The following is a 19,088-nucleotide window of genomic DNA, read 5'->3' on the forward strand; positions in this document are numbered from 1 at the left end:
GTGCTCAATGGGTGCTCACGGCTGCTCCGTTGCAGGTCAGGGCTGCTCAGTGACCTGCTCAATGGGTGCTCAAGATCTTGTTGAGCAGTTAGCTGAGCAGCGGGTTGAGCGGCTCTGACCTGCGGTTGAGCAGCGCTGAGCACCTCTTGAGCAGGGAATTTTCTAGGTCAAAGCGGTCAGGGCTTCGAGCTTGAAGCCGCGCGGATTGTTCTCGCCGTTCAGGTAGCCGAGCGTCACGGGAGACCCAGCCCCGGCGTCCTTCAGCAGCTTGCGAAGCTCGGCCGCACCAAGGTCGCCGTACAGCTCCGGGTTGAGATCACCCAGTGCCTCGGTGAGCGTCTCGGTCTTCATCCGGTCCACGCCCGCATCGGCCATGACCTCGATCGCATCGAGCACGATCTGCCGATCGCCGGAGATCCGCTTCGACTCCGCTCCCCCGTCGGCGAGATGCAGCAGTCCAGCCGCCTGAAGCGTGTCGCGGTCGAACCACGGCCGGCCTGCGGCGACCCGGTCGGCGACGGCCCGCTTGATGCCGTCCCGGGAGTGCTCGTTCCACCCGTACAGCAGCGGGCGGTCGAGCCCCGGGCCCTTGATGTAGGACTGGCCGGCGTCGTTCTTGATGTCCTTGTTCTGGGCGGGCACCAGGCGGTCGGGGCGGTAGCCCTTCGCTGCGGACCCCTGGCCGAAGACGATGCGGATGTCGTCCCAGCGGGCGGCCAGCATGACCCTGAGAGTGAAGGAGTCGGCGATCGCGTCCCCCATGGCCTCGCTCGTAGCGTCCTGACCTGCTGCAATCGGATAGATCCCGGACTGCTTGGCCAGGCGCAGCAGTTCGATGAACAGCTCCTTCGCCTTGGGGCTGAGGTAGATGAACTCGTCTACGAACGGGAAGATCGCCGGATGCTCGCGGGTGGGGATCCACGTGTCGCCCATGTCGAGCCGGTTCCGCACGGTGTTGCGGGCCGTGGCCATCTTGACCAGGTAGCCGAGCCACTCCTCGCACGCCTTGTTGCCGCGGATCGGAGGCGTGGCCATGACGCCCTCAAACTCGCGCAGCCCGTCCTTGACGGGATCCAGGTCGAGGCCGATCGCGTTGTGGCAGGCGGTGATGACCTCGGCAAGGTCGCGGAGCACGCCGGTGGTCTTGGCCGCGCCAGACACTCCGATGACGAGAATCCGCAGGCCCTCCAGGACCAGATCGAGCGGGGATCCGTCCATGCAGCGACCGAAGTTGTGCGCCTCGGTGATGTCGAGACTGTTCGGGGCGTGAATCGCCGGCTTCGTCATGGCCTCGAACGGGTTGCCGGTGACGAGACGCAGCACGATGTGCGCGGACTCGGCCGGGTCGGGGTCGATGAGCGTGCCGCCCTGCTTGATGTTGAAGTGGGAGTCCAGCTGCTCGGCGACCGCGTTGACCTTGCCGGGGGTGGAGCCCTTGAGGACGACGTCGATCTCCCAGAACTTGCCGCGGAAGCCAAGCGCGCGCACCGCACGGGTGCCGATGCCTTCGTAGGCGAGCGCCCGTGACACGCACTCCTCGACCTGGTCGGGCGACTGGGCGAGGGCGAGCGGGAACGGCTCGTCGCTGTTGGGGTCGTCCTGCTCGGCGATGATCTGCTGGGGGGCGAGGCCCGGGTTGTTGATCCGGTAGCGGCCGTAGATGGCGACTGCGGCGGCGGCGACTGCGGCGGTGAGGCTGGGCGGGATCTTCCACGACCAGTCGGCGGCGGTCATGCCGGCGAACTTCACGAGCGCCCACCAGCCGGCCAGGTTGAGCCCGGCGACGGCGGCGGCGGACCAGCCGAGGAACCGCCACCGCTTCTTGCGGATGATGTCGACCTTGTTCCAGTCGGCGCCGCGGGACATGCCGCCCAGCACCTCTTGGAGGTCGTGGGCGCGCACGTACCGCCAGCCGAGGACTCCGACCGCCTTCAGGCCGGCGCCGAAGTAGCGGACGGACAGGCCGGAGAAGCGGGCGGTCTTCGCGACGGCGACCATCGCGGCCCCGCCCGTCTTCGTCAGCACGGGCAGGCGCGGCTCGTAGGGGACGACGATGCCGGGAGCGATGTCGTCGACGTCCTCGCCGGACAGGTCGTCGGGCACGAGCAGCTCGCCGGGGATCACCTTGCTGGTATCCCAGTCGGCGGGGAACTCGGGGTGCTGGTCGAGGCTCATGACTCGTCCTTCTGGCGGGTGTTCGCGGCGCGCTTGGCGTCGGCTGCGAGGGTTCGAGCGACGGGGTGGAACTTGGGTGTGTCGTTGCGCTTACGGCGGGGCGGAACGGGCCGGTAGGAGGAGGCACTTCGGGCCGCCTTCACTTGGATCGCACGCTGCGCGTTTGTGGTCTTGCTGAGAGTGTTCACAGGGGTGCCGGAGAGGGCTGCTTCAACGCGCGCCTCGGCCTTGCGGCGGGAGCTGATGGACTCGATGGACTCACCCGGGTCGCAGCCCTGGATGTTGCGGTAGGCGCGCGCCCAGACGGCCTCGGTGACGGTCACCTCGCCGACGGCCGCAGCGATCTTCTCGGCCTCGTCCCACACCTCCGGGAACTCCTCAGCGCGGGCGGCGGCCAGCATCTCGGCGGCTTCCTTCGCGGCCTGATCGGCGGCTTCCTTCTCGGAGCCCTTCCGGTCCTCCTCGGCCGCTTTCGCCGCGGCCTCCGCCTTGGCCGCCTTCTTGGCCGCCGCACGCTCGCGCCGGGTGAGCACGCCCTCCCGCTTGCGGAGTCGCCCGTTCTCGTGGAGGTCCCACACGCCGGGGCCAGCGATGGAGGCGAACGCGGTCGCAACAGCGGTGCCGGGGTCGAAGGAGTGGAGGCCGTGGTAGAGGTTCACGCCGGCCGCGAGGAAGGCGAGCAGCCACACGATGGTCCGGTAGTGCCACACCGGGCGCCTGGAGACGGCTGCCGCGCGGGCTCCGCGGTGAACAACCCAGGCCGCACCTTCGAGCATGATCGGGGCAGCTGCCATCCATGGAGCCTTCGGGTTCCAGAAGAACGACATCTGGACGGGCAGGGAGACGATGCCGCAGACGATCGCGAACTTGATCGCATAGGACCGCCACTTGTCGTCGGCCGCCTGAATCTCAGCCGCTGCGGCGGCCTCGGCGGCCTGCTGCTCCTCGACCTCGCGAGCCTCTTCCCACTGGGCACGCTCGGCGGCGGCCCTACGCCGGTTGTTCTCGGCGATCCGGGCGTCGGATGCCGATGCGGCTTCGCGGTCCTTGCGCTCCTGCCGGTCGTTGGCGAGCCGGGCCTTGCGGGCATTCTCCTCGGCCTCTGCGCGGATGGCGTCGGCCTCCGCCCGAGCCTTGATCAGGCGCTCTTCCTTGGCAGCCTCCGCGGCAACGCGCCGCTCTTCGGCTTCGGCCCACGCCTTGGCGCGCGCGACCTCGGCGTCAACGGCCGGCTCGGGCTGGGGGGTGCGCTGTTCCTCGGCGGGTTCGGGTGTGGCGGGCCGCCAGTCCCCGAGTACGGGCATGGTCGGCCTCTTGTGGCCGTTCAGGGGCGGGCTGGCGGTCATGGTGGTTCGGTGTCCTTTCGTTGATCAGCGGGAGCGGCGGCGGGTGGACCTGTATCCGAAGGGGCCGGGAAGGTCGACCGAGGTGGTGGTGCGGCCAGTGCTGGACCAGGTGCGCTTCGGCCCGTTGCGCGGGCCGACGGTGATCGACCACGACTTGGCGTTGACGTTGATGCGGACGCCGGGCAGGACCCGGAAGCTCTTGCGGAACGTGATCGGCATTGCGGTCACCGCTTCCCGAAGCGGCCGTTGCCGAGGACGCTGAAGGACCGCATTGCACTGCCGCCGTTGTCGTCGGTGCGCTCGACGAGAACGTGGCCAGAGCGGCGCTCCACGCTCCAGCCGCGGCGCTCGTACTCGCGCAGCTCGGCCTCACCGATCGTGCTGTGGTCGACCGGCTGCTGCCGGGCCGCGCGACGCTCACGCCGGGTCGGCGGGGTGCCAGTGGCGTCAGGTGTGTCGGACTGCGGGTACTTCGGTGTGAACCAGCCCATGACGGGCTCCTCTCAGGTCAGGCGGGCGCGCCGGTGCGCGCACGGTGGAATTCACGGATGAACTCGTCTGTCAGGCCGGAGCCGACCGCCGCCCCGACCGGCCCGATGCCGGTCACGGAGGCGGCCCACAACTCCAGCCACGCGGCCCTGGTCGCCACGTAGTTGACGATCGGCCGGGCGCAGCGCACGGTCAGGACGACGGCGCCGAGCCCGGCCATCACCGCCAGGGCGAGGGCCTTCAGCGCCCACCGGCCGGCCTGAACGGCGGCACGATGGAGCCGACCGGGCTTCGCGGTGATCAGATACGGGCGCATGAAGGCCTCTCTCGGGGCTGGTGCGGAGTGGCAATGCTGCTGGTCGTGCAGGGCGCCGCACCAGCGATGCGGTCCCCGGCAAGGCCAGGAGGTGCCGGGCGGGGCAGGGGGATGGACCCCGCCCGGCGGATCAGGGGGTCAGGACGCGGTGACGCGGAGATGGCGGCGGAGACGAACGTCCTGGCCCTGCCGGGAGCCGTCCGGGGTGGGATGCCGCCCATTCCAGTCGTCGTCACCCGGGCCGGCGCCCTGCCAGGCGCGGGACGGCTTCGGGCCGCGCGAGTCATCGGTACGGGCCACACCGCCCTGCTGCGTGTTCCGCCAGGCGGCCATCAGGCGGCGGCCGGGTAGTCGAAGCCGTCGAGCTGCGCCTGCAGCTCCGGGTCGGCGGCGAGGCGGATCTCCGCCCGGCGGGCCCGGCTGGCAGCCGCGTACTCGGCGAACAGGTCGGAGATCGACAGCGCCGTCGGGACGAAGACGCGCGCACGCTCGGCACCGCCCGTCAGCGTGGCGTGGTCGGCGGAGAACAGGTACGGGGACATGACGGGGTCCTTTCAGGACGTGGGGGTGCAATGGGGTAGGGCGGGTCAGTTGATCTGGACGTAGGTGACGGTGCGGCTGACGTCGAAGTTGACGATCGAGTCGCAGTTGCCGCACTGGAAGCCGCAGCGGTACTTGTCCATCGCGGCGTCGCAACAGCGCGGGGTCTCGGCGAGGCCGAGCTCGTCACCCTCGTCCAGGGCGCTGATGTCGATCTGAGACACGGCTGATCTCCTCGGTTGGTCATGCCGGGATGGGTGGACTGACGCTGGTCTGGCTAGGAGGCCGCCCCGTCGGGGGTGGTCGGAGCGGCCTTCGAGCCGGGCCAGGGCCCGGGGCGGGTCAGTAGCCGGTGCGGTTGAGGGCGGCGCTGGACTCGCGGGCCGCGTCGGCCACCTCGCGGAGACTGGCGGCGGTGCCGCGCTGGATGTCGGCGGCGATGTCGTGGCCCTGGGAGTCGAGGTCGGCGGCGACTCGCTCCAGGCCGTTCGCGTAGCCGTCGTACTCGGCGGCGATCGCTGCACGCTGCTCAGCGGTGTAACGGGGCATGGCGGGACTCCTCGGGAAGGTAGGGGTGGGGCGGGGGTGGGATGCCTCGGTGGCGGGACTGGGGGATTGTCGGACCGCCACCGAGGCGGTCTATGGGGTCAGCGGGTGGGGTGCTCGCTGCGGTCGTTGACCTCGCGCAGGCGGCGCATCATCCGCTCGTAGTCGGCGGCACTCACTGCTGCTCGCCGTCCTGGTCCGGCACGACGACCAGGAACCGGTCGGAGCGGATCTCGGCAACCACCGTCGCGGGAACACCTGCGTCACGGAACTGCTGCGCCTGCTCCTCCGCCGGACGACTGCCGCGAGGATGACCCATCGGGGAGGTGGCGAGGATGCGGCGGCTCATCGCGCAACCTCGACGAGGTCGAGCCGTCCGGCGGCCTTCAGCCGGCACAGGCAGTCCCGCATCTCGTCCTGCGCGGACAAGCAGCGCTCGATGTTCCCGGCCTGGGAGGCGGCCGAGCAGCGGGCCGAGGCGTCCCGGTAGCGGGTCGCGGCCTCGAAGGGGGCGATCAAGTCCAGGCGGCCCGCGGCACCCAGCGTCAAGACCGACTCGACGACCGTGTCGTGCGCCGCCTTGAACGAGTCGAACTCCGCCGGCGACCACTGCGAAGCGGGCTTCCCGGCCAGCTCGTCGCGCCGGGCCGACGCCGCTTCGAAACGGCGCACCGCACGGACGATCGGGAGCGGGAGCGGGGCGGTACAGACGTAGGACGCCGCGTCGTGGGCCTTGCGGTCGGCCAAGGACATGCCCTGGTCGTCGGCGCTCTGGGGCGCCGGTACGATCTGCGTAGCCATGAGGGGACCCTTCAGAGATTCCTCGTGGTTAGGCCCTGGCCTGGGAGTGGAGTCCCGGTGCTGGGGCCGTCTTCGTTTGTGGGGTGCGGCCTGTGGAGCGGTCGCTGAAGCTTCGGGCGGTGGAGCGCCGTTCGCTTCAACACCATCCTGAAGCCAGTCTGAGGCTCTGTCAACACCCTCTTGAGAACTGGCGTGTTGACTTCTACTCTGAGCTCATGACAGATGCGTTCGCGGAGTCCCTGGAGGCGAAAGTCGCCCAAGTTGAAGCCATAGACGACCTGCTCGCGCGAGGCCGCGCCGCGATCGAGGCCCGCCAGTTGCTGGCGGTCAGCGACCGCGATCTCTACGCGATTCAGCAGGCCGCCTTGCAAGGACTGCGTGAGGGACGCACGTGGGCGCAGGTGGGCGAACTGTTCGGGCGCACACATGCCTGGGCAGAAGCCATCGCCAAGGGGCGCAGCGCGAAGCGGGGAAAGACTGACCATGCCGCCGAGTCAACGCCTCGCGCGGGCGCGGCAGAAGGACGTGACCCCGACATCGATCAGTCGTAACAGCAGCACCTAGACACGGCGGCGCCACCGAGTGGACACCGCCACGCCAGACCCGAGCGCAGCGAGCACGGGAGCAGCAGAGTGGATGTCGTCGGCACCTGGACAGGCCGATCAGCATGCCTCCTCCAAGAGGCGATGCGGATGACGAACGAGGCGTTCGGCGAACGCCTCGGGATCTCTCCCCGCACTATCACCCGGTGGCATCAGGCGCCGGAGATGACCCATCGAATCGAGGTCCAGCAGATCCTCGACACGGCATACGAGCAGGCAGGTGAGGCGGTGCAGCGACGGTTCGCGCTTCTCATGAGGCCCGCCGAGCCGCGCGTGACCGCGCAGGCCCTGCGGGTAGCGATAGCCGTCGTGCTGCGCGGAAATGATGTGCTGCTGGTTTGCCGGCGCGGGGACGGCGAGCTGCGCTGGCAGTTCCCGGCCGGCATGGTCAAGCCGGGCGCCACACCGGAAACGGTCGCCGTCCAGGAGACACACGGCGAGACGGGCGTGCACTGCATCATCCGCGAGCAGCTGGGTGAACGCGTCCACCCGGTTACCGGTGTCGTCGCGGCGTACTTCCTCGCCGATCACCTGGCGGGCGAGGCGCGAAACCTCGACCCGCTGGAGAACGTCGACGTGACGTGGGTGCCGCGTTCGGCGCTGACCCGGTTCATTCCGCAAGACCAGATCTTCCCGCCGATCCTGAGCGCCTTGGAGGCCATCGCATGACGACCGAGACGACCACCGAGAAGCCGGGCATCTCCGCCGCGATCATCGTCAGCTCTGGGCGCGTCCTGATGGTGCGGCGCCGCGTCTCCGAGGGCGAGCTGATGTGGCAGTTCCCGGCCGGCGCTATCGAGGCCGGCGAGTCCGCGGAAGAAGCTGCCACCCGGGAGACGGAGGAGGAGACCGGCCTGACCGTGAAGGCGATCCGCCTCCTCGGGGAGCGGGTCCACCCGAAGACACAGCGGCTGATGTCGTACACGGCCTGCGAGCCCGTCTCCGGCGAAGCGCACGTGGCCGACGATGACGAGCTCGACGCGGTCGCCTGGGTGAGCCTCGACGAGATCCCCGAATACGTGCCCTACGGCCTGTTCGGCCCGGTGCAGGAGTACCTGGATGAGGTGCTGGCGGGCTGAGTTCCGGCCACTCTCAACGCGCGGTCGATATGTCCGCGGCGAGGGGAGGGAGGCGCGACAGATCCTATCGGATCAGGCAAACCCGCAATCAGCCCAGCTAGACGCCCAGATCGGCAACGGTCTGGATCTGAAGCCGGCCGTGTAGGCGGAGGCCGAAAGTGGCCTAGCGTCAGCGGCGGAAAAGCGAGCGGCCCGGTGCGCGAACACCGGGCCGTTTCGACCAGCGAGCGTCAACTCGCTGATCATCAACCACTCCCCGCAAGAGAAGAGGTTCCCTGTGAGCTTACTGGCTGACACCCCCACCGCGCCTGCGGCTTGCGTCACGCCCGACCTGACCGCCGAATGGCTGATGGCCGCTCCGCTTGAGGTGCTGCTCGTCGACCTGGGCGTCGAGCTGTTCGACTCGAAGATCACGGACCGGACGTTCTTCGGCGCGGTCGTGCAGTACGCGGACGGCCGGCTCTCCCTGTCGATGCCTGTCGGGCGCAGCGAGTTCGAGCACGACACGGTGGCCCGCTACCTGCTCGCGCAGGCTTTCGGCGTTGGCCTGCCGCCCCTGCCGGAGCCGTTCGAGACGACGGAGTTCTAGCCGCCAACACCTGGGCGGAATAGGCCATTCGGCCACAGAATTCACATAGAATTGCAGGAAAACGGCGACGGCCGGACGGGGCTCAATCCGTCCGGCCGTTTCGCGTAGAGCGGGTCATCACCCCGCTGCCATCACCTGCCGTCCGACCCTCGCCAGAAAGTCGAGCAACACCATGACGATACCGATGACGCCGCAATGTCGCCACCAGGCGGTGGCGAGTTGAGGATCTTCCGATCCAAGCCGAAGAGCGGCTGGACGCCCACCAGCAACGAGCACGTCGCCCGGAACTACGTCCTGAGCCTGAAGGCGAAGGGCCTGCTGGTCACCTTCCTGTCGCAGCCGGACGGCGGCGGAATGACGGTCGAACGGCTCGCCTATCTCCACAAGGCTGCTGGCGGCAAGGGTGAGGGCGAGCACGCGATCCGCGAGGCCCTGAAGGAGCTGCGATCCGCCGGCTTGGTGACGCACGTGAAGGAGAAGGGCAAGGGCGGTCGGTGGCAGACGACGACCCTCGTGAGCGACACACCGGAGGGCCTGTTGCGCCTCCTCAAAGAGGTCTCACCGGACCCCTGATTTTCCGGGGTCCGGAGGCTCCGGATGCCGGACTGTCCGGAGTCCCGTGGCTGGGGGGTCAACTACCTAAGACGTCTACAGGAAGAAGGCTGGACTGGAATATCCGCTCCTCGAAGAGGAGAAGCCTGCCTCTCTTCCCGCCGCTGTTCGCGCAGGCGCGCGCGACCTGGCCTGGGGTCGCCGTGTACGGTGCCCGCCATGAGCACTCCGCCCACCCCGGCCCCGACCGCCCCGCGTACCCCGTTGCCCCGTCTGGCGGCTCGCTCGTCGGCGGGTTCGCCGCTGCTGGCCCGGGTCGTGCGCCGGGGGCCGGAGGAGGGTCCGAGGCCGGTGGCGGTGGCCGCGTTCCAGTCGGCCGTGTGAACGCAGCAGAAGGCCCCGCGCCCGGGATGGGTGCGGGGCCTTCGTCGTGCGCCGGTGCTCACTTCTCGCCCGCCCGGTCGATGTCCCAGTTGCGGTCGTTGGCGGCCAGTTCGGCGACACTGGGGTGGTCGGCGTGTGCCGCGTTGATCTGGTCGCGGATGGCTTCGTATCCGGTGAGCCGGTCGCGCCAGTTGGTGGGCTCGGGTCCGGATTTGCCGAAGTGGGCGCGGAGTTCGGCAACCAGGACGTCGTCGCCGGGGTTGTCGTGGTCGTGGCCGAGGGCTTCGCAGAGGATGTCGCGGAAGCGGTCGGCGGCTCCGGCTGCGGTGCGTCGGGCGGCATGCTGGTCTTCGAGCTCGGCGTGCAACTGGTCGAGGTCGTCGCTGGTCATCTGGTCGAGGGTTTTGCGGTCGGTCACAGGTAGTCCTCGCTCGGCTTGATCGTTGTCACGTCGCGCACGACCAGCGTTTCCCCGCACATTTCCTGCCGGCCTTGCTCGCAGAGTCGGTCGAGGGCGGCCGGGTTGGTGCGCCAGTTCGGCTCGGCGTCGGGTGGGGCAGTCACGGCTGGCTCCGGTTGATTTCGCGGGCGATCGCGAGGGCCGCAGCAGCGTCTTCGGGCATGGGGGCGTCTTCGCGGAGTTCGATGGGCGTCCAGCTGCGGAGCCATTTCGCGAGGTGGCGGGCGGTGGTGGGGTTGAGGAGTCCGGCGAGTTGTCCGGCCGGGGTGCCGACGGCGTTTTCGATTCCGTGGCCGAACCAGTGGTGCTTCGGAGCGATTCGGGAGTGCCAGTACGGGTTGGTGTTGATGTCGCGGTCGGCGTCGTCGGCGAGGTCGAGGAGGGTTTGCGCGGCGGTGGCAAGTTCCTGGGCGGGGGTCATGGTGCTCCTTCGGGTCGGCGGTGGGCCGGGCCGGTGAAGGCCCGGCAGGCGGGGGTCAGGTGCGGGGGAAGTCGCGGGCTTTGAGCTTGGCCATGCGTCCGTCGAGGTGGTGCCAGACGAGGCCCTCGTAGGGGCGGCTCGCGAACCAGGCGCGGAGGCCGTCGTAGTCGCGCGGTGCGGCTTCGCAGTCGATGCGTTCGGACAGTGGCGCCCAGCCGTGGGGCATGAGGAGGTGCTCGTCGAACTGGTCCGGGTTGCCGTTGATCTTCGGGCCGAGGAGTTCGTAGGTTCCGGGCACCCGCGCGGCGCTGTTGGCGAGTGCCTCGGCGTGGATCTTCGCGAACGACGACTGCGCCATCGGCTCCCAGCCGAAGAGCTTCCCCGTCGTCTCGTCGTGGGCAACGACCTTGTAGCCGGGCGGGAGCTCCTTGCGGGGCTTGACCTCGCGGCGAGCCCACCAATGGCCGTTGTCGTCGAGCATCGTGCAGGTGCCGTCCCACTTGCGGGTGGGTCGGCCTTCTCCGGCGAGGACCCATTCGCAGCCGGGGGTGACGTCGGGGAGGACGTGGGCTCGGTCTTCGGGGTTGCGGATGAAGAGGGTTGGGATCTTGTTCATGCGGCTTCCTTGGTGTCGGTTCGGGCCCACGACGGGGCTGTGCGGGCGCTGTGCGGCTTGGGGGTGGTGTGGTGGCTGTCGGGGCCGTCTGGCGGCTGCGGGGCGCTGTGGCGCGGACTGTGAGGGCGGGACGGGCCTGTTGTGCCGGAGCCGGGACGCGGCACCCGAACCGACCGAGGGCGCAGGAGCCCCTGTGGGGGCCGTTCCGGGCTTCGAGCCTCCCGGTCTGCCTTCCGGCCTCCCGGGAGCCTCCAGCGGCCGTACAGCCACGCGCACGGCCGTCCCGCGCCCCTCGCGGACCGCCACCATGCGAACGGCGGGAACGGCTCGCCTTGATGCCCGCAGCACAAGGCGGCAACCGCAACCACCAACGCGAGGTAGGCCAGCAGGGCGGTCACGAGTCGTCCTCGCCGAGCAGAGACGCGATCTCCCGCATCCCGGCCAGCCGCCGCTCCGTGAGGGCAAGCGCCGCAGCGTCCTGCGCGATCCGGTGGGCGCTGCCGTGGCGGCCGACCGCAAGGTCGTCGGCGTACTGCCGGGCGGCAGAGGCAAGTCGCTCGGCGTCGCGCTTGAGTTCGTCAATGGTGAGCTGGAGTTGGCGGGCGACGAAGCGGCGGGTGAGGTCGTCGGCCACGGTCAGGCCTCCTTCGGGTGCGGCACCCCACCAGCAGGCGGGGCGGCGGGTACGCCAGGGCACCTCCCGTGCACGGCGACCCCCTTGCGGAGGCCGGAGTGGAGGTGCGCTGGGTGGGGGTCGTGGCGGACGCACGGAACCGTCTCGGTGGTGTTGGGGATGTCGGCGGCCACACGACGCAGCTCGGGCCAGCGGAGCGCCACGGCAGCGATGCGGCGAGGGTCATCGGCCAGGAGGCCGCTGCGCTCATCCTCGGCGCAGTTGTCCCACAGCCACTGGGACAGCCGGGCAACCTCGTCCTCGGCGGTTTCGTCTGCTCGGTCGACGCTCGCGGGCAGCACAGCGGCGATCGCGGCCGCCTGGATCTGGTAGTCGTGCGGCTCCAGGCTGTCGAAGTCGAAGCCGTCGATCTGGGCCAGAACGCGCCGGATGCGGTCGCGCAGCGCGATCTCCTCCTGCGCGTCGGCCAGCAGTTGCCGTCCGCAGCGTGCGCCCTTCAGCCACTCCCGTACATCGGCCGTCGTCGGCTGACGGCCTTCCCGGTCGGCGATCACGCAGCATTCCTCGACGAACGCGAGCGCGTCCTGGGCGCGGTACAGCTCAGTGCCGAGTTCGTCGGCGAGGTCGCGGGCCTCCTGCGCGGTCAACTCGGCGGCAGTCGGGTCTCCCTCGGCGGCCCGGTCGGCCGGCGCGGGCAGCACCGCAAGCACCGCGTCGGCGGTCGCCGCGTAGGCGGGCACGAGGCCGGTCTCGTGCAGTGGCACGAGGTGACCCGGGTGGTCGGAGGCGTACAGAGCCTCGGCGATGCGGTCGCGGAGGGCGGCCCGGTCCGCAGGCGGCGCCACAGCCGGGACGGTGCGCGCCCAGTGATCCGGCGAGATCAGTTCGGCGGCGAAGTCCATCACCTTCGTTGCCTGCGTCGCACCACGCGTGTGGTCGCGGTGAGCGCGGATCTTCCCAGCGAGTTCCTGGGCGAACAGGGCGAGAGCGCCGTCGATGACGTCCTCGGGAACGTTGTGCCGCCACAGCAAGTCGCGGGCGGTGTCGGGCTGGTCGGTCATCGGGGTGTCCTTTCGGCGCGTCAGGCGGGGGTGTTGTCGCGGGGCGGTTCGAGTCCGAGCTGGACGGCGGCTAGGGCGACGGCTTCTCGGATGGATAGCCCGTCTTCGGAGGCGGCCCGGAGGGCGAGCGCGCGGGTGTGGAGGTCGTCGGCGAGGGCGAGTTGCTCGGGGGTGAGGGCGCCGCGTCCGGTGCGCCGGTGGGGCCTCTCGGGGCGGGTTGGCGGCCAGGGGTCTTCGGTGTTGGGCATTTAGGCCTCAATTCGGTGAGCGGTGGGGCCGTAGGCGGCCGTTCGGGGGTAGTTGAGGGTGACGGCCCGGAGAGGGGGGTTAAACGCCTCAGGGAGTTAACTGGCGGGTAACTTCAAGCGGCGGCTCCCTCGGTGCCTGCCGCCAGCTCCGCCTCCAGCCGCCGGATCTCCCCGTCGGCCGCCTCCCGATGCCGCTCCAAAGCCCGCGTCGTATCCGTCAACCGCTGCCGGGTCTTCGCATCCAGCCGGCGCTCCTCCCGCCAGCACTCCGCCAGCAGCAGGCCCTCCGGGATCGACAGCGTCCCGGCCGCCGCCTTCAGCAGCAGGGCCTCCACCGCGGCCTCACGCTGCTGGCGTGCCCGCTGGTTCGGCTTCAACGCGTGGCCGTTCGGGCGCCGCCTCACGACGGCCTCCGGTGATACCCCGGCTCGGTCACGATCCGGCCGCGCGCATCCAGCACCCCATCCGCGCGGGCCAGCAGGCGCAGCGCTCGGCGTAGCACGTCGGCCCGGTCCTCACGACGCCGGGCATACGCGGCCAGGATCGCGGCACTGCCGTCATCCGGCTGCCAGCGCAATGGCGGGCGCGTCACGACGCGGCCTCCGACGTGGCGTGCTGCTCGCACTCCCAGTTGGCGCCGATGTTCTCCCGGTAGTACTTCATCGTGATCAGCTCGACAGTGAGCCCCGCCTTCTCGGCCTGCTCCCGGTCGCGCTTCTTCGGGGCGAAGTGCTGGCGCGCCTGGTCGGCGGTGGCCAGCACCCAGCCGGTGCCGCCCTTGGCTTCGACGACCGCGACGACGACGGAGACGATGCAGCCGCAGGGCTCGCGCTCCAGCCAGCCGCATTCGTCGAGGGGTACGGGCTTGCCGTCGATCGTGACGGTCGGGTTGATGCTCATCGGGTGTTCTCCAGACGGATCGGGATTCAACGTGCATTTCGGCGACACCGGTCCCCCGGTACGGTTCCGGCAGCCCCGGGGCGTTAGCGGCGCCCCGGGGTGCGGGCGGTCACGGGGCGGGCAGGTAGTGGACCTGGAGCGCCTGGTCGTCGCCCTCGGCGGCGTGGTTCATGAGCCAGGCGCACTCGGCACCCTCGGGCTCCCACTCGAAGACCACCCACTGCGACTTCAGCTCTGCCAGCTCGTCACGGATGTCGGCCTCGTCTTCGACGCCCGCCTGCTCCCGCAGGTAGGTGGCCACCGCCGCTTCAGCCTTGTCTCGATCGCCGGTGATCGCGGCCATGTCGCCTTCGTCGAACTCCAGGACCAGCACGCCGTCGTAGGCGTAGTCCATGGCCGGGTGCTGAAGTCCGGGCTGGAAGCGGCCCATCGGCAGCTCGGGCACGGGGCCGACCTCGTCGAGGTAGTGCAGGCCCTCGTGGTCGGCGGGGATGTGGATGCTGGAGCGGGTGCCGTCGAGCCGCACCAGGGCGACGAGGGTGCCGCTCGGTGCGATCTTGGTTCCGGTGATCACGCCGGGGTGCTCGGCGGGGCGGGCGTTGTAGTACGCGTAGGTGACGCGGCGGCCGACTTCAGCCTTGGCGATCAGCTCGGTCGTGGTGTTCATCGGGTGCTCCTTGGGTTGGGGTTGGGCGGATCAGGCGGCGGTGGCTTCGTCGCCGGCTGCGCGCTGGTGGAGTTCGCGGAGGGCGGCGGCGGCCTGTTGGCGGACGACGCCGTTGCCGAGGGCGCGCAGCATGGCGGCCCGCGTGAGGCCGGGGGTGTCGGTGACCCAGCCGTCGGGCAGGCCCATGAGCCATTCGGTGAAGACGGGGCTCAGTCGTCCCAGAAGGTCAGTGGGCCAGGGGGCGGGGCGTCCGAGGACTCGCTCCCACCGTCGGATGGCGGGTTCGTAGTCACCCCAGTCGAGGTCGGGGTCTCCGTCGCGGAGGTCGAGAACTGTTCGACGATCCGCCTGCTGGCGGGCGGCAGTTTGTCGTCCGCCGGTAGGTTCGCCGGCCGCTCCCCCGTCACCAGCTTCGCGATCTCCGTCAGTCCGAGGCTGCTGGACTGTCCGCCGCCGCTGCGCCTGCCGTTGGCCGTGGATGAGGTGAGCGCCCTGGCGCTCTTCTCCTGAGCGCTCGTCGTTGGCGTCGGTAGCAGTCGAACCGCATCGAGGAGCGTCATCCCGTACCCCTCGCTGTACGGCGTCCCGTCCGGCCGGTAGTTCGCGGTCGTCCCCGGGAATGAGGCTGCTGGTGTCGGCAAGAGCTTCACTTCGCCCTGCGGCCGGCTCTCGTCCGTCCGCTCCGCACCCAACTCGTACATCGTTTCGGTCGCCGACCCACCCCTTGTGGCCCGCGGTGTCGGCAGCAGCGAGATCGCGGTCCGCAGGTCCATTCCCCCGTCCCCGTGCGATCCCGAACCGTTCGTGTCCGAGGTTCGCGGTGTCGGCATGAGCCGGCCAGGCGCGGATGATGATGCGGCGACGGCGGTGGGGGGCGCCGACTTCATCCGCTCCGAAGCGACCCCATTCCGCATCGAGCCCGAGGCTGGCCAAGTCGCCAAGTACGGCTCCGCATGCCCGCAGTAGAGGCTCAGAACGTCCGTCTCCCACGCAGTACGCGCAGGGTTCCATGTCACTGGCAGCCGGTGCCGAGAGGAGCCCTTCGACATTTTCGATGATCACCAATCGTGGTTGGAGGATGGCGACGGCGCGGGCCATGTGGGTCCACAGCCCGGACCGGGAATCGGGTGCGAGGCCGACGCGGCGGCCCGCCGAGGAAACGTCCTGGCAGGGGAAGCCGCCGGTGAGGATGTCGATGGGGCCGTGCTCGTCGAGGACGGCCTGCCAGTCGACCTTCGTGATGTCGCCCAGGTTCGGGACGGTCGGCCAGTGGCGGGCGAGGATCTTCGCCGCGTACTGGTTCTTGTCCTCGCGGCCCTTCTTGTCCGGCGGCTCGTACTGCGAATGCCAGATCACCTCGGCGTCGTAGACGTCCATGACGGCCAGGTCCAGGGCGCCCGTGCCGGTGAACAGGGATCCGATACGCAAGGCGCTCACGCGGCTTCTCCTTGCTGGGGTCGGTGGCTGGTGCGGCTGGCGGGGTTGCCGCCGCAGCGGGCGCAGGTGCAGGCGTCCGGGGGCGGGGTCGGGCCGGTGGCGGCGGTGCCGAGCGGCCAGCCGCCCGTGTGGGCAATCCGGTAGGCGGGGGCCGGGACCGCGGCCAGGGCGGGCTTCGGCTTGGCCGTTTCGGGGCGCGGGGCCGCGTTCACGAGGGCGAGCAGGTAGTCCTTCAGGTCGCCCTGCTGGCGCATGACGGCGATGTCTTCGATCTCGGGCTTCATCAGGTGGCCGCCATGTCGACGAAGGATGCGTAGTGGAGTTGGGCGGCGACGGTCACGGTGCCGATCTGGCCGCCCCGGTGCTTGTCGACGATCAGATCGGCTTCGCCGGCGCGGGGGCTTTCGCGCTCGTAGGCGTCGTCGCGGTGGAGGAGAATGACGATGTCGGCGTCCTGCTCGATGGAGCCGGACTCGCGCAGGTCGGACTTCATGGGCCGCTTGTCCTGGCGCTGTTCTGGCCCGCGGTTGAGCTGCGCAAGGATGATCACCGTGATGCCGAATTCGCGGGCGAGGAGCTTGATGCCACGGCTGAGCTTCGACACCTCGTTCTGCCGGTTCTCCGCCTTGGGGGCGGTCATCAGCTGGAGGTAGTCGACGATGACGAGGCGGAGCCCGTCGGTGCGGACGTGCTGGCGGACCTTGGCCCGGAGCCCGGGCAGGGTCAGGTTGGACACGTCGTCGATGAACAGGGGAGCCGCGGCGATGCGCTGGCCGGCTTCGGCGGCGCGGGCCACACCGGCGTCGTCGACGATGCCCTGCTTGAGGTGGTGCAGGGCAACGCGGGCCTCAGCGCACAGCACACCGTTGGCGATCTCGTCTTCGCTCATTTCCAGGGTGTGGAGCAGGCAGGCGATGCCGTTCTTGACTGCGGCGGCGCGGGCAAACCCGGTGGCGATCGTCGACTTGCCCATGGCGGGCCGCGCTCCGATGACGACCATCTGGCCGGGCGCCCAGCCGCCGCAGAGCAGGGCGTCCAGGTCGATGAAGCCGGTCGGGATGCGGTCCTCCTTGGAGGGCGGGGTGATGCAGCGCTCCAGGGCCGCGCCGATCAACTCGCGGACGTGCTTGGCCTGCCGGGCGGCGTCGGGCTTGGCGACGCCGTCGAGGGCGTCCTGGAGGGCGGCGACGTCGGTGTCGGGGTCGAAGGCGGCGCTGTTGCCGCGGCTGGCGGCGTCATGGCCGAGGGCGACGATGCGGGCAGCGACGGCCTTCTTGGCGACGCGCTCGGCGTGCCAGGCGGCGGCGCCGGGCTGCGACCAGCGGTAGAGCTCGGCGAGTTCGTGCTCGGTCATGGGACGGACGGGCATATGGCCGTCGGCGTACCAGGCTTCGAGCTGGCGGGCGATGGGCAGCCAGCGGATGTCGCCGTGCTTGAAGCGGGTGCGGAGTTCTTCGACGGCGAACCACACCCACCGGTACTGCTCGGTGGTGATGTCGGCGGGGTCGAAGCCTTCGGCGGCGAGTTCGTCGACGATCTCGGGGCGTTCCATGGCGGAGGCGGCGATGACGCGTTCGGCTTCGACGTCGCGCGGCATGCGCGGGCCGAGGTCGTCGGGGTCTGCCGTGTCGAGCCACGGGTCGATCTCGGTGGTCACGCGGCCTCACCCCGGCGGCGGTCCGTGCCCTTGAAGACGACGCGCTGGCACATTTCGACGAGCCGGCTGGTGACGCGGTCGCCGAGGCGCTCGGAGATCTCCTTCGGCAGCAGGTTGGAGGTGATGAGGGTCGGCATGTGCCGCTCGTACCGGTGGTTGATCAGCCGGAAGTTGACCTCTTCGGTGAACTCGGTGGGCTTGCGGTCGGCTCCGAGGTCGTCGATGAGGAGGATGCGGGCGTCGCGGTAGCGGCGGAACTCGGCTTCGGAGTCGATGCCGTGGCGGGGGCGCAGGGCGGCGTACAGGTCGGCGGTGGTGGTGATGCCCCAGCGGGCGGCGACGCCGGTGATGGCGAGCTCGCGGATGGCGCCGTATGCCTGGTGCGTCTTGCCGGTGCCGGTCGGGCCGAGGAGGAGCAGCGAGCGGCCTTCGAAGACGGACGCGACGGGGGCGCTGCGCTCGGCCTGGTCCTGGCGGGCGGCGGCGATGAGCTCCTGGAGCCAGGCGTGGATCTCGGGGCTGCCGACGGAGGCGGCCCGGTAGTGCGCGGGGATGATCTTTGCTGCCTCGGTGATGGAGTAGCGGGCGACGTTGGCCGGGTGGTACGGGTCGGTGTCGCCCGAGTTGAGCCAGTCGAGGGTGACGCCGCGGGCGGCGAGGAGCTGTTCGAGGTGGTAGCGCTTCGGGTTGATCGGCGGCGTCCACTGCATGGCTATTTCCATCCCTGGTCGTATTCGGATTGGTCGTCGGGGTTGCGGTGCGGGCCATCTGCCTGCGAGGAGGCGGCTGGCATCGGGTCGTCGTAGCCGCCGTTGTTCAGCCAGGTGGCCGAGTACGGCGTGTACTTGGCGTCCTCGTTGCGGCGGGCGTAGGCGTAGGCCTTGGCGGCTTTGACGATCAGGTCCGGGTCGGCGCCGCGGTCGAGGGCGTCGCGCCATGCGCGCTTCGTCTTCTCGATCTGCATCGGGTTCGGGTAGCAAACCCAGAACTCGCCGAAGGTGGGCCAGCGATAGTCGCGCTGATCGTCAGCCGCCGGGCCTCGGTCGCGATCTTCTTTATGGGTTCTCTCTGGTGGCTTGCGTTTGTTGTTGTTCTGGGGTCCGGAATCCGGACCGGTGGGGGTCTCGTTTTCGGACCCCTGGGGTCCGGAATCCGGACCGGTGGGGGTCTCGTTTTCGGACCGGTCCGGATTCCGGACCGGTCCGGAATCCGGACCCCCTTTGCGGCGGTGTCCGACAGCCTTCGGCAGGCAGTACCAGGTCTCGCCGCGCGGCCCGAGCTTCCCCTCGATGACCTTCAGCTCGCCGGATTCGACGAGCTTGTCGACGGCAACCACGACGGAGGACCGGGCCGCGTTGGACCGCTTCACGAGCAGCGTCGTGCCGGCATACGCCGAGCAGTCCCGCCCGGTCGCCTTGTCGGCGATGGCGAGCAGTACGAGACGTGCTGTGCCCTTGGAAGCGGAGTGCTCCCAAACCCAGTCCTGCGCGTCGAGGCTCACGGATCTCTTCTCTCGGAGGGGTGTCTCTGCTGGTGATTCGCTGTTTTGAGGCAGCCCTCATGGGGGC

At 69.9% G+C, this 19,088-nt stretch carries 32 protein-coding genes; 6 read left to right on the top strand and 26 right to left on the bottom strand.

All coding sequences use genetic code 11. The features are described from left to right. Nucleotides 1–162: 162 nt before the first annotated feature. The 10 genes from H295_RS0109255 to H295_RS0109305 all read right to left on the bottom strand — a co-directional run bounded on the left by H295_RS0109255 (nucleotide 163) and on the right by H295_RS0109305 (nucleotide 6,213). On the bottom strand, nucleotides 163–2,175 hold the full coding sequence (locus tag H295_RS0109255) for a hypothetical protein (protein ID WP_020135075.1): 2,013 nt from the start codon (nucleotides 2,173–2,175) through the stop codon (nucleotides 163–165). Then, nucleotides 2,172–3,521, bottom strand: coding sequence for a hypothetical protein (locus H295_RS0109260; protein ID WP_028809206.1), 1,350 nt, complete (start codon nucleotides 3,519–3,521; stop codon nucleotides 2,172–2,174). The genes H295_RS0109255 and H295_RS0109260 overlap by 4 nt, the downstream gene beginning before the upstream one ends. Nucleotides 3,522–3,545: 24 nt before the next feature. Continuing rightward, nucleotides 3,546–3,740 (bottom strand): DUF4236 domain-containing protein, encoded by a 195-nt coding sequence (locus H295_RS0109265; protein ID WP_020135076.1) that lies wholly within the window; start codon nucleotides 3,738–3,740, stop codon nucleotides 3,546–3,548. Between the two features lie 5 nt (nucleotides 3,741–3,745). Then, nucleotides 3,746–4,012 carry a hypothetical protein gene (locus H295_RS0109270; protein ID WP_020135077.1) on the bottom strand — a complete coding sequence of 89 codons (267 nt, stop codon included), beginning with the start codon at nucleotides 4,010–4,012 and terminating at the stop codon, nucleotides 3,746–3,748. Nucleotides 4,013–4,029: 17 nt separating this feature from the next. Then, nucleotides 4,030–4,326, bottom strand: a complete 297-nt coding sequence (locus tag H295_RS0109275; protein WP_020135078.1) for a hypothetical protein — start codon at nucleotides 4,324–4,326, stop codon at nucleotides 4,030–4,032. Nucleotides 4,327–4,658: 332 nt separating this feature from the next. After that, nucleotides 4,659–4,868, bottom strand: coding sequence for a hypothetical protein (locus tag H295_RS0109285; protein ID WP_020135080.1), 210 nt, complete (start codon nucleotides 4,866–4,868; stop codon nucleotides 4,659–4,661). Between the two features lie 45 nt (nucleotides 4,869–4,913). Next, nucleotides 4,914–5,090 (bottom strand): hypothetical protein, encoded by a 177-nt coding sequence (locus H295_RS47155; RefSeq protein WP_020135081.1) that lies wholly within the window; start codon nucleotides 5,088–5,090, stop codon nucleotides 4,914–4,916. A gap of 118 nt (nucleotides 5,091–5,208) precedes the next feature. Then, nucleotides 5,209–5,415: a hypothetical protein gene (locus tag H295_RS0109295; RefSeq protein WP_020135082.1), complete on the bottom strand. Its 207-nt coding sequence runs from the start codon at nucleotides 5,413–5,415 to the stop codon at nucleotides 5,209–5,211. 172 nt (nucleotides 5,416–5,587) lie between these two features. Further along, nucleotides 5,588–5,761, bottom strand: a complete 174-nt coding sequence (locus H295_RS47495) for a hypothetical protein (RefSeq protein ID WP_020135083.1) — start codon at nucleotides 5,759–5,761, stop codon at nucleotides 5,588–5,590. Beyond that, complete coding sequence (locus H295_RS0109305) at nucleotides 5,758–6,213, bottom strand: hypothetical protein (RefSeq protein WP_020135084.1); 456 nt, start codon at nucleotides 6,211–6,213, stop codon at nucleotides 5,758–5,760. The genes H295_RS47495 and H295_RS0109305 overlap by 4 nt, the downstream gene beginning before the upstream one ends. Before the next feature lie 215 nt (nucleotides 6,214–6,428). Between H295_RS0109305 and H295_RS0109310 the strand changes: the two genes are divergently transcribed. The 6 genes from H295_RS0109310 (at nucleotide 6,429) to H295_RS46590 (ending at nucleotide 9,419) form a co-directional block, all read left to right on the top strand. Then, entirely contained in the window at nucleotides 6,429–6,764 is a 336-nt protein-coding gene (locus H295_RS0109310; RefSeq protein WP_020135085.1) for a hypothetical protein, read from the top strand. A gap of 135 nt (nucleotides 6,765–6,899) precedes the next feature. Then, nucleotides 6,900–7,484 (top strand): NUDIX domain-containing protein, encoded by a 585-nt coding sequence (locus H295_RS0109315; RefSeq protein WP_020135086.1) that lies wholly within the window; start codon nucleotides 6,900–6,902, stop codon nucleotides 7,482–7,484. Continuing rightward, nucleotides 7,481–7,894, top strand: a complete 414-nt coding sequence (locus H295_RS0109320; protein ID WP_020135087.1) for an NUDIX hydrolase — start codon at nucleotides 7,481–7,483, stop codon at nucleotides 7,892–7,894. Before H295_RS0109315 ends, H295_RS0109320 begins: the two co-directional genes overlap by 4 nt. A gap of 277 nt (nucleotides 7,895–8,171) precedes the next feature. After that, nucleotides 8,172–8,483 carry a hypothetical protein gene (locus tag H295_RS42980; RefSeq protein ID WP_158691034.1) on the top strand — a complete coding sequence of 104 codons (312 nt, stop codon included), beginning with the start codon at nucleotides 8,172–8,174 and terminating at the stop codon, nucleotides 8,481–8,483. A 219-nt stretch (nucleotides 8,484–8,702) separates the two neighbouring features. Next, entirely contained in the window at nucleotides 8,703–9,056 is a 354-nt protein-coding gene (locus H295_RS0109330; RefSeq protein WP_020135089.1) for a hypothetical protein, read from the top strand. A gap of 198 nt (nucleotides 9,057–9,254) precedes the next feature. Next, nucleotides 9,255–9,419, top strand: a complete 165-nt coding sequence (locus H295_RS46590; RefSeq protein WP_106960794.1) for an FXSXX-COOH protein — start codon at nucleotides 9,255–9,257, stop codon at nucleotides 9,417–9,419. 58 nt (nucleotides 9,420–9,477) lie between these two features. On the opposite strand, the gene H295_RS0109335 is transcribed toward H295_RS46590, so the two are convergent. From H295_RS0109335 to H295_RS44725, 16 genes are all read right to left on the bottom strand, one after another. After that, nucleotides 9,478–9,837 carry a hypothetical protein gene (locus H295_RS0109335; protein ID WP_020135090.1) on the bottom strand — a complete coding sequence of 120 codons (360 nt, stop codon included), beginning with the start codon at nucleotides 9,835–9,837 and terminating at the stop codon, nucleotides 9,478–9,480. Continuing rightward, on the bottom strand, nucleotides 9,834–9,983 hold the full coding sequence (locus H295_RS47160) for a hypothetical protein (protein WP_020135091.1): 150 nt from the start codon (nucleotides 9,981–9,983) through the stop codon (nucleotides 9,834–9,836). The genes H295_RS0109335 and H295_RS47160 overlap by 4 nt, the downstream gene beginning before the upstream one ends. Then, nucleotides 9,980–10,300, bottom strand: coding sequence for a hypothetical protein (locus H295_RS0109345; RefSeq protein WP_020135092.1), 321 nt, complete (start codon nucleotides 10,298–10,300; stop codon nucleotides 9,980–9,982). The genes H295_RS47160 and H295_RS0109345 overlap by 4 nt, the downstream gene beginning before the upstream one ends. Before the next feature lie 55 nt (nucleotides 10,301–10,355). After that, nucleotides 10,356–10,916, bottom strand: coding sequence for a DUF5565 family protein (locus tag H295_RS0109350; RefSeq protein WP_020135093.1), 561 nt, complete (start codon nucleotides 10,914–10,916; stop codon nucleotides 10,356–10,358). A 394-nt stretch (nucleotides 10,917–11,310) separates the two neighbouring features. After that, nucleotides 11,311–11,550: a hypothetical protein gene (locus tag H295_RS0109355; RefSeq protein WP_020135094.1), complete on the bottom strand. Its 240-nt coding sequence runs from the start codon at nucleotides 11,548–11,550 to the stop codon at nucleotides 11,311–11,313. Nucleotides 11,551–11,552: 2 nt separating this feature from the next. After that, entirely contained in the window at nucleotides 11,553–12,611 is a 1,059-nt protein-coding gene (locus H295_RS0109360; protein ID WP_020135095.1) for a hypothetical protein, read from the bottom strand. Nucleotides 12,612–12,631: 20 nt separating this feature from the next. Then, nucleotides 12,632–12,859: a hypothetical protein gene (locus tag H295_RS0109365; protein WP_020135096.1), complete on the bottom strand. Its 228-nt coding sequence runs from the start codon at nucleotides 12,857–12,859 to the stop codon at nucleotides 12,632–12,634. A 113-nt stretch (nucleotides 12,860–12,972) separates the two neighbouring features. Continuing rightward, nucleotides 12,973–13,263 carry a hypothetical protein gene (locus H295_RS0109370; protein WP_020135097.1) on the bottom strand — a complete coding sequence of 97 codons (291 nt, stop codon included), beginning with the start codon at nucleotides 13,261–13,263 and terminating at the stop codon, nucleotides 12,973–12,975. Next, entirely contained in the window at nucleotides 13,260–13,451 is a 192-nt protein-coding gene (locus H295_RS0109375) for a hypothetical protein (protein ID WP_020135098.1), read from the bottom strand. Before H295_RS0109375 ends, H295_RS0109370 begins: the two co-directional genes overlap by 4 nt. Continuing rightward, the gene (locus H295_RS0109380; RefSeq protein WP_020135099.1) at nucleotides 13,448–13,759 is read right to left on the bottom strand and encodes a hypothetical protein; all 312 of its coding nucleotides are present in this window, start codon (nucleotides 13,757–13,759) and stop codon (nucleotides 13,448–13,450) included. Before H295_RS0109380 ends, H295_RS0109375 begins: the two co-directional genes overlap by 4 nt. A gap of 109 nt (nucleotides 13,760–13,868) precedes the next feature. After that, nucleotides 13,869–14,426 carry a hypothetical protein gene (locus H295_RS0109385; protein WP_020135100.1) on the bottom strand — a complete coding sequence of 186 codons (558 nt, stop codon included), beginning with the start codon at nucleotides 14,424–14,426 and terminating at the stop codon, nucleotides 13,869–13,871. Nucleotides 14,427–14,456: 30 nt separating this feature from the next. After that, on the bottom strand, nucleotides 14,457–15,863 hold the full coding sequence (locus H295_RS45335; RefSeq protein ID WP_020135101.1) for a DNA cytosine methyltransferase: 1,407 nt from the start codon (nucleotides 15,861–15,863) through the stop codon (nucleotides 14,457–14,459). After that, entirely contained in the window at nucleotides 15,860–16,147 is a 288-nt protein-coding gene (locus H295_RS0109395; protein ID WP_020135102.1) for a hypothetical protein, read from the bottom strand. The genes H295_RS45335 and H295_RS0109395 overlap by 4 nt, the downstream gene beginning before the upstream one ends. Next, the gene (locus H295_RS0109400; protein WP_020135103.1) at nucleotides 16,147–17,520 is read right to left on the bottom strand and encodes a replicative DNA helicase; all 1,374 of its coding nucleotides are present in this window, start codon (nucleotides 17,518–17,520) and stop codon (nucleotides 16,147–16,149) included. The genes H295_RS0109395 and H295_RS0109400 overlap by 1 nt, the downstream gene beginning before the upstream one ends. Continuing rightward, the gene (locus H295_RS0109405) at nucleotides 17,517–18,230 is read right to left on the bottom strand and encodes an ATP-binding protein (RefSeq protein WP_020135104.1); all 714 of its coding nucleotides are present in this window, start codon (nucleotides 18,228–18,230) and stop codon (nucleotides 17,517–17,519) included. The genes H295_RS0109400 and H295_RS0109405 overlap by 4 nt, the downstream gene beginning before the upstream one ends. Before the next feature lie 2 nt (nucleotides 18,231–18,232). Beyond that, nucleotides 18,233–19,021, bottom strand: a complete 789-nt coding sequence (locus H295_RS44725; protein ID WP_051135521.1) for a hypothetical protein — start codon at nucleotides 19,019–19,021, stop codon at nucleotides 18,233–18,235. Nucleotides 19,022–19,088: the final 67 nt, after the last annotated feature.

Source organism: Streptomyces sp. 351MFTsu5.1, assembly GCF_000383655.1.
Classification (GTDB): Bacteria; Actinomycetota; Actinomycetes; order Streptomycetales; family Streptomycetaceae; genus Streptomyces; species Streptomyces griseorubiginosus.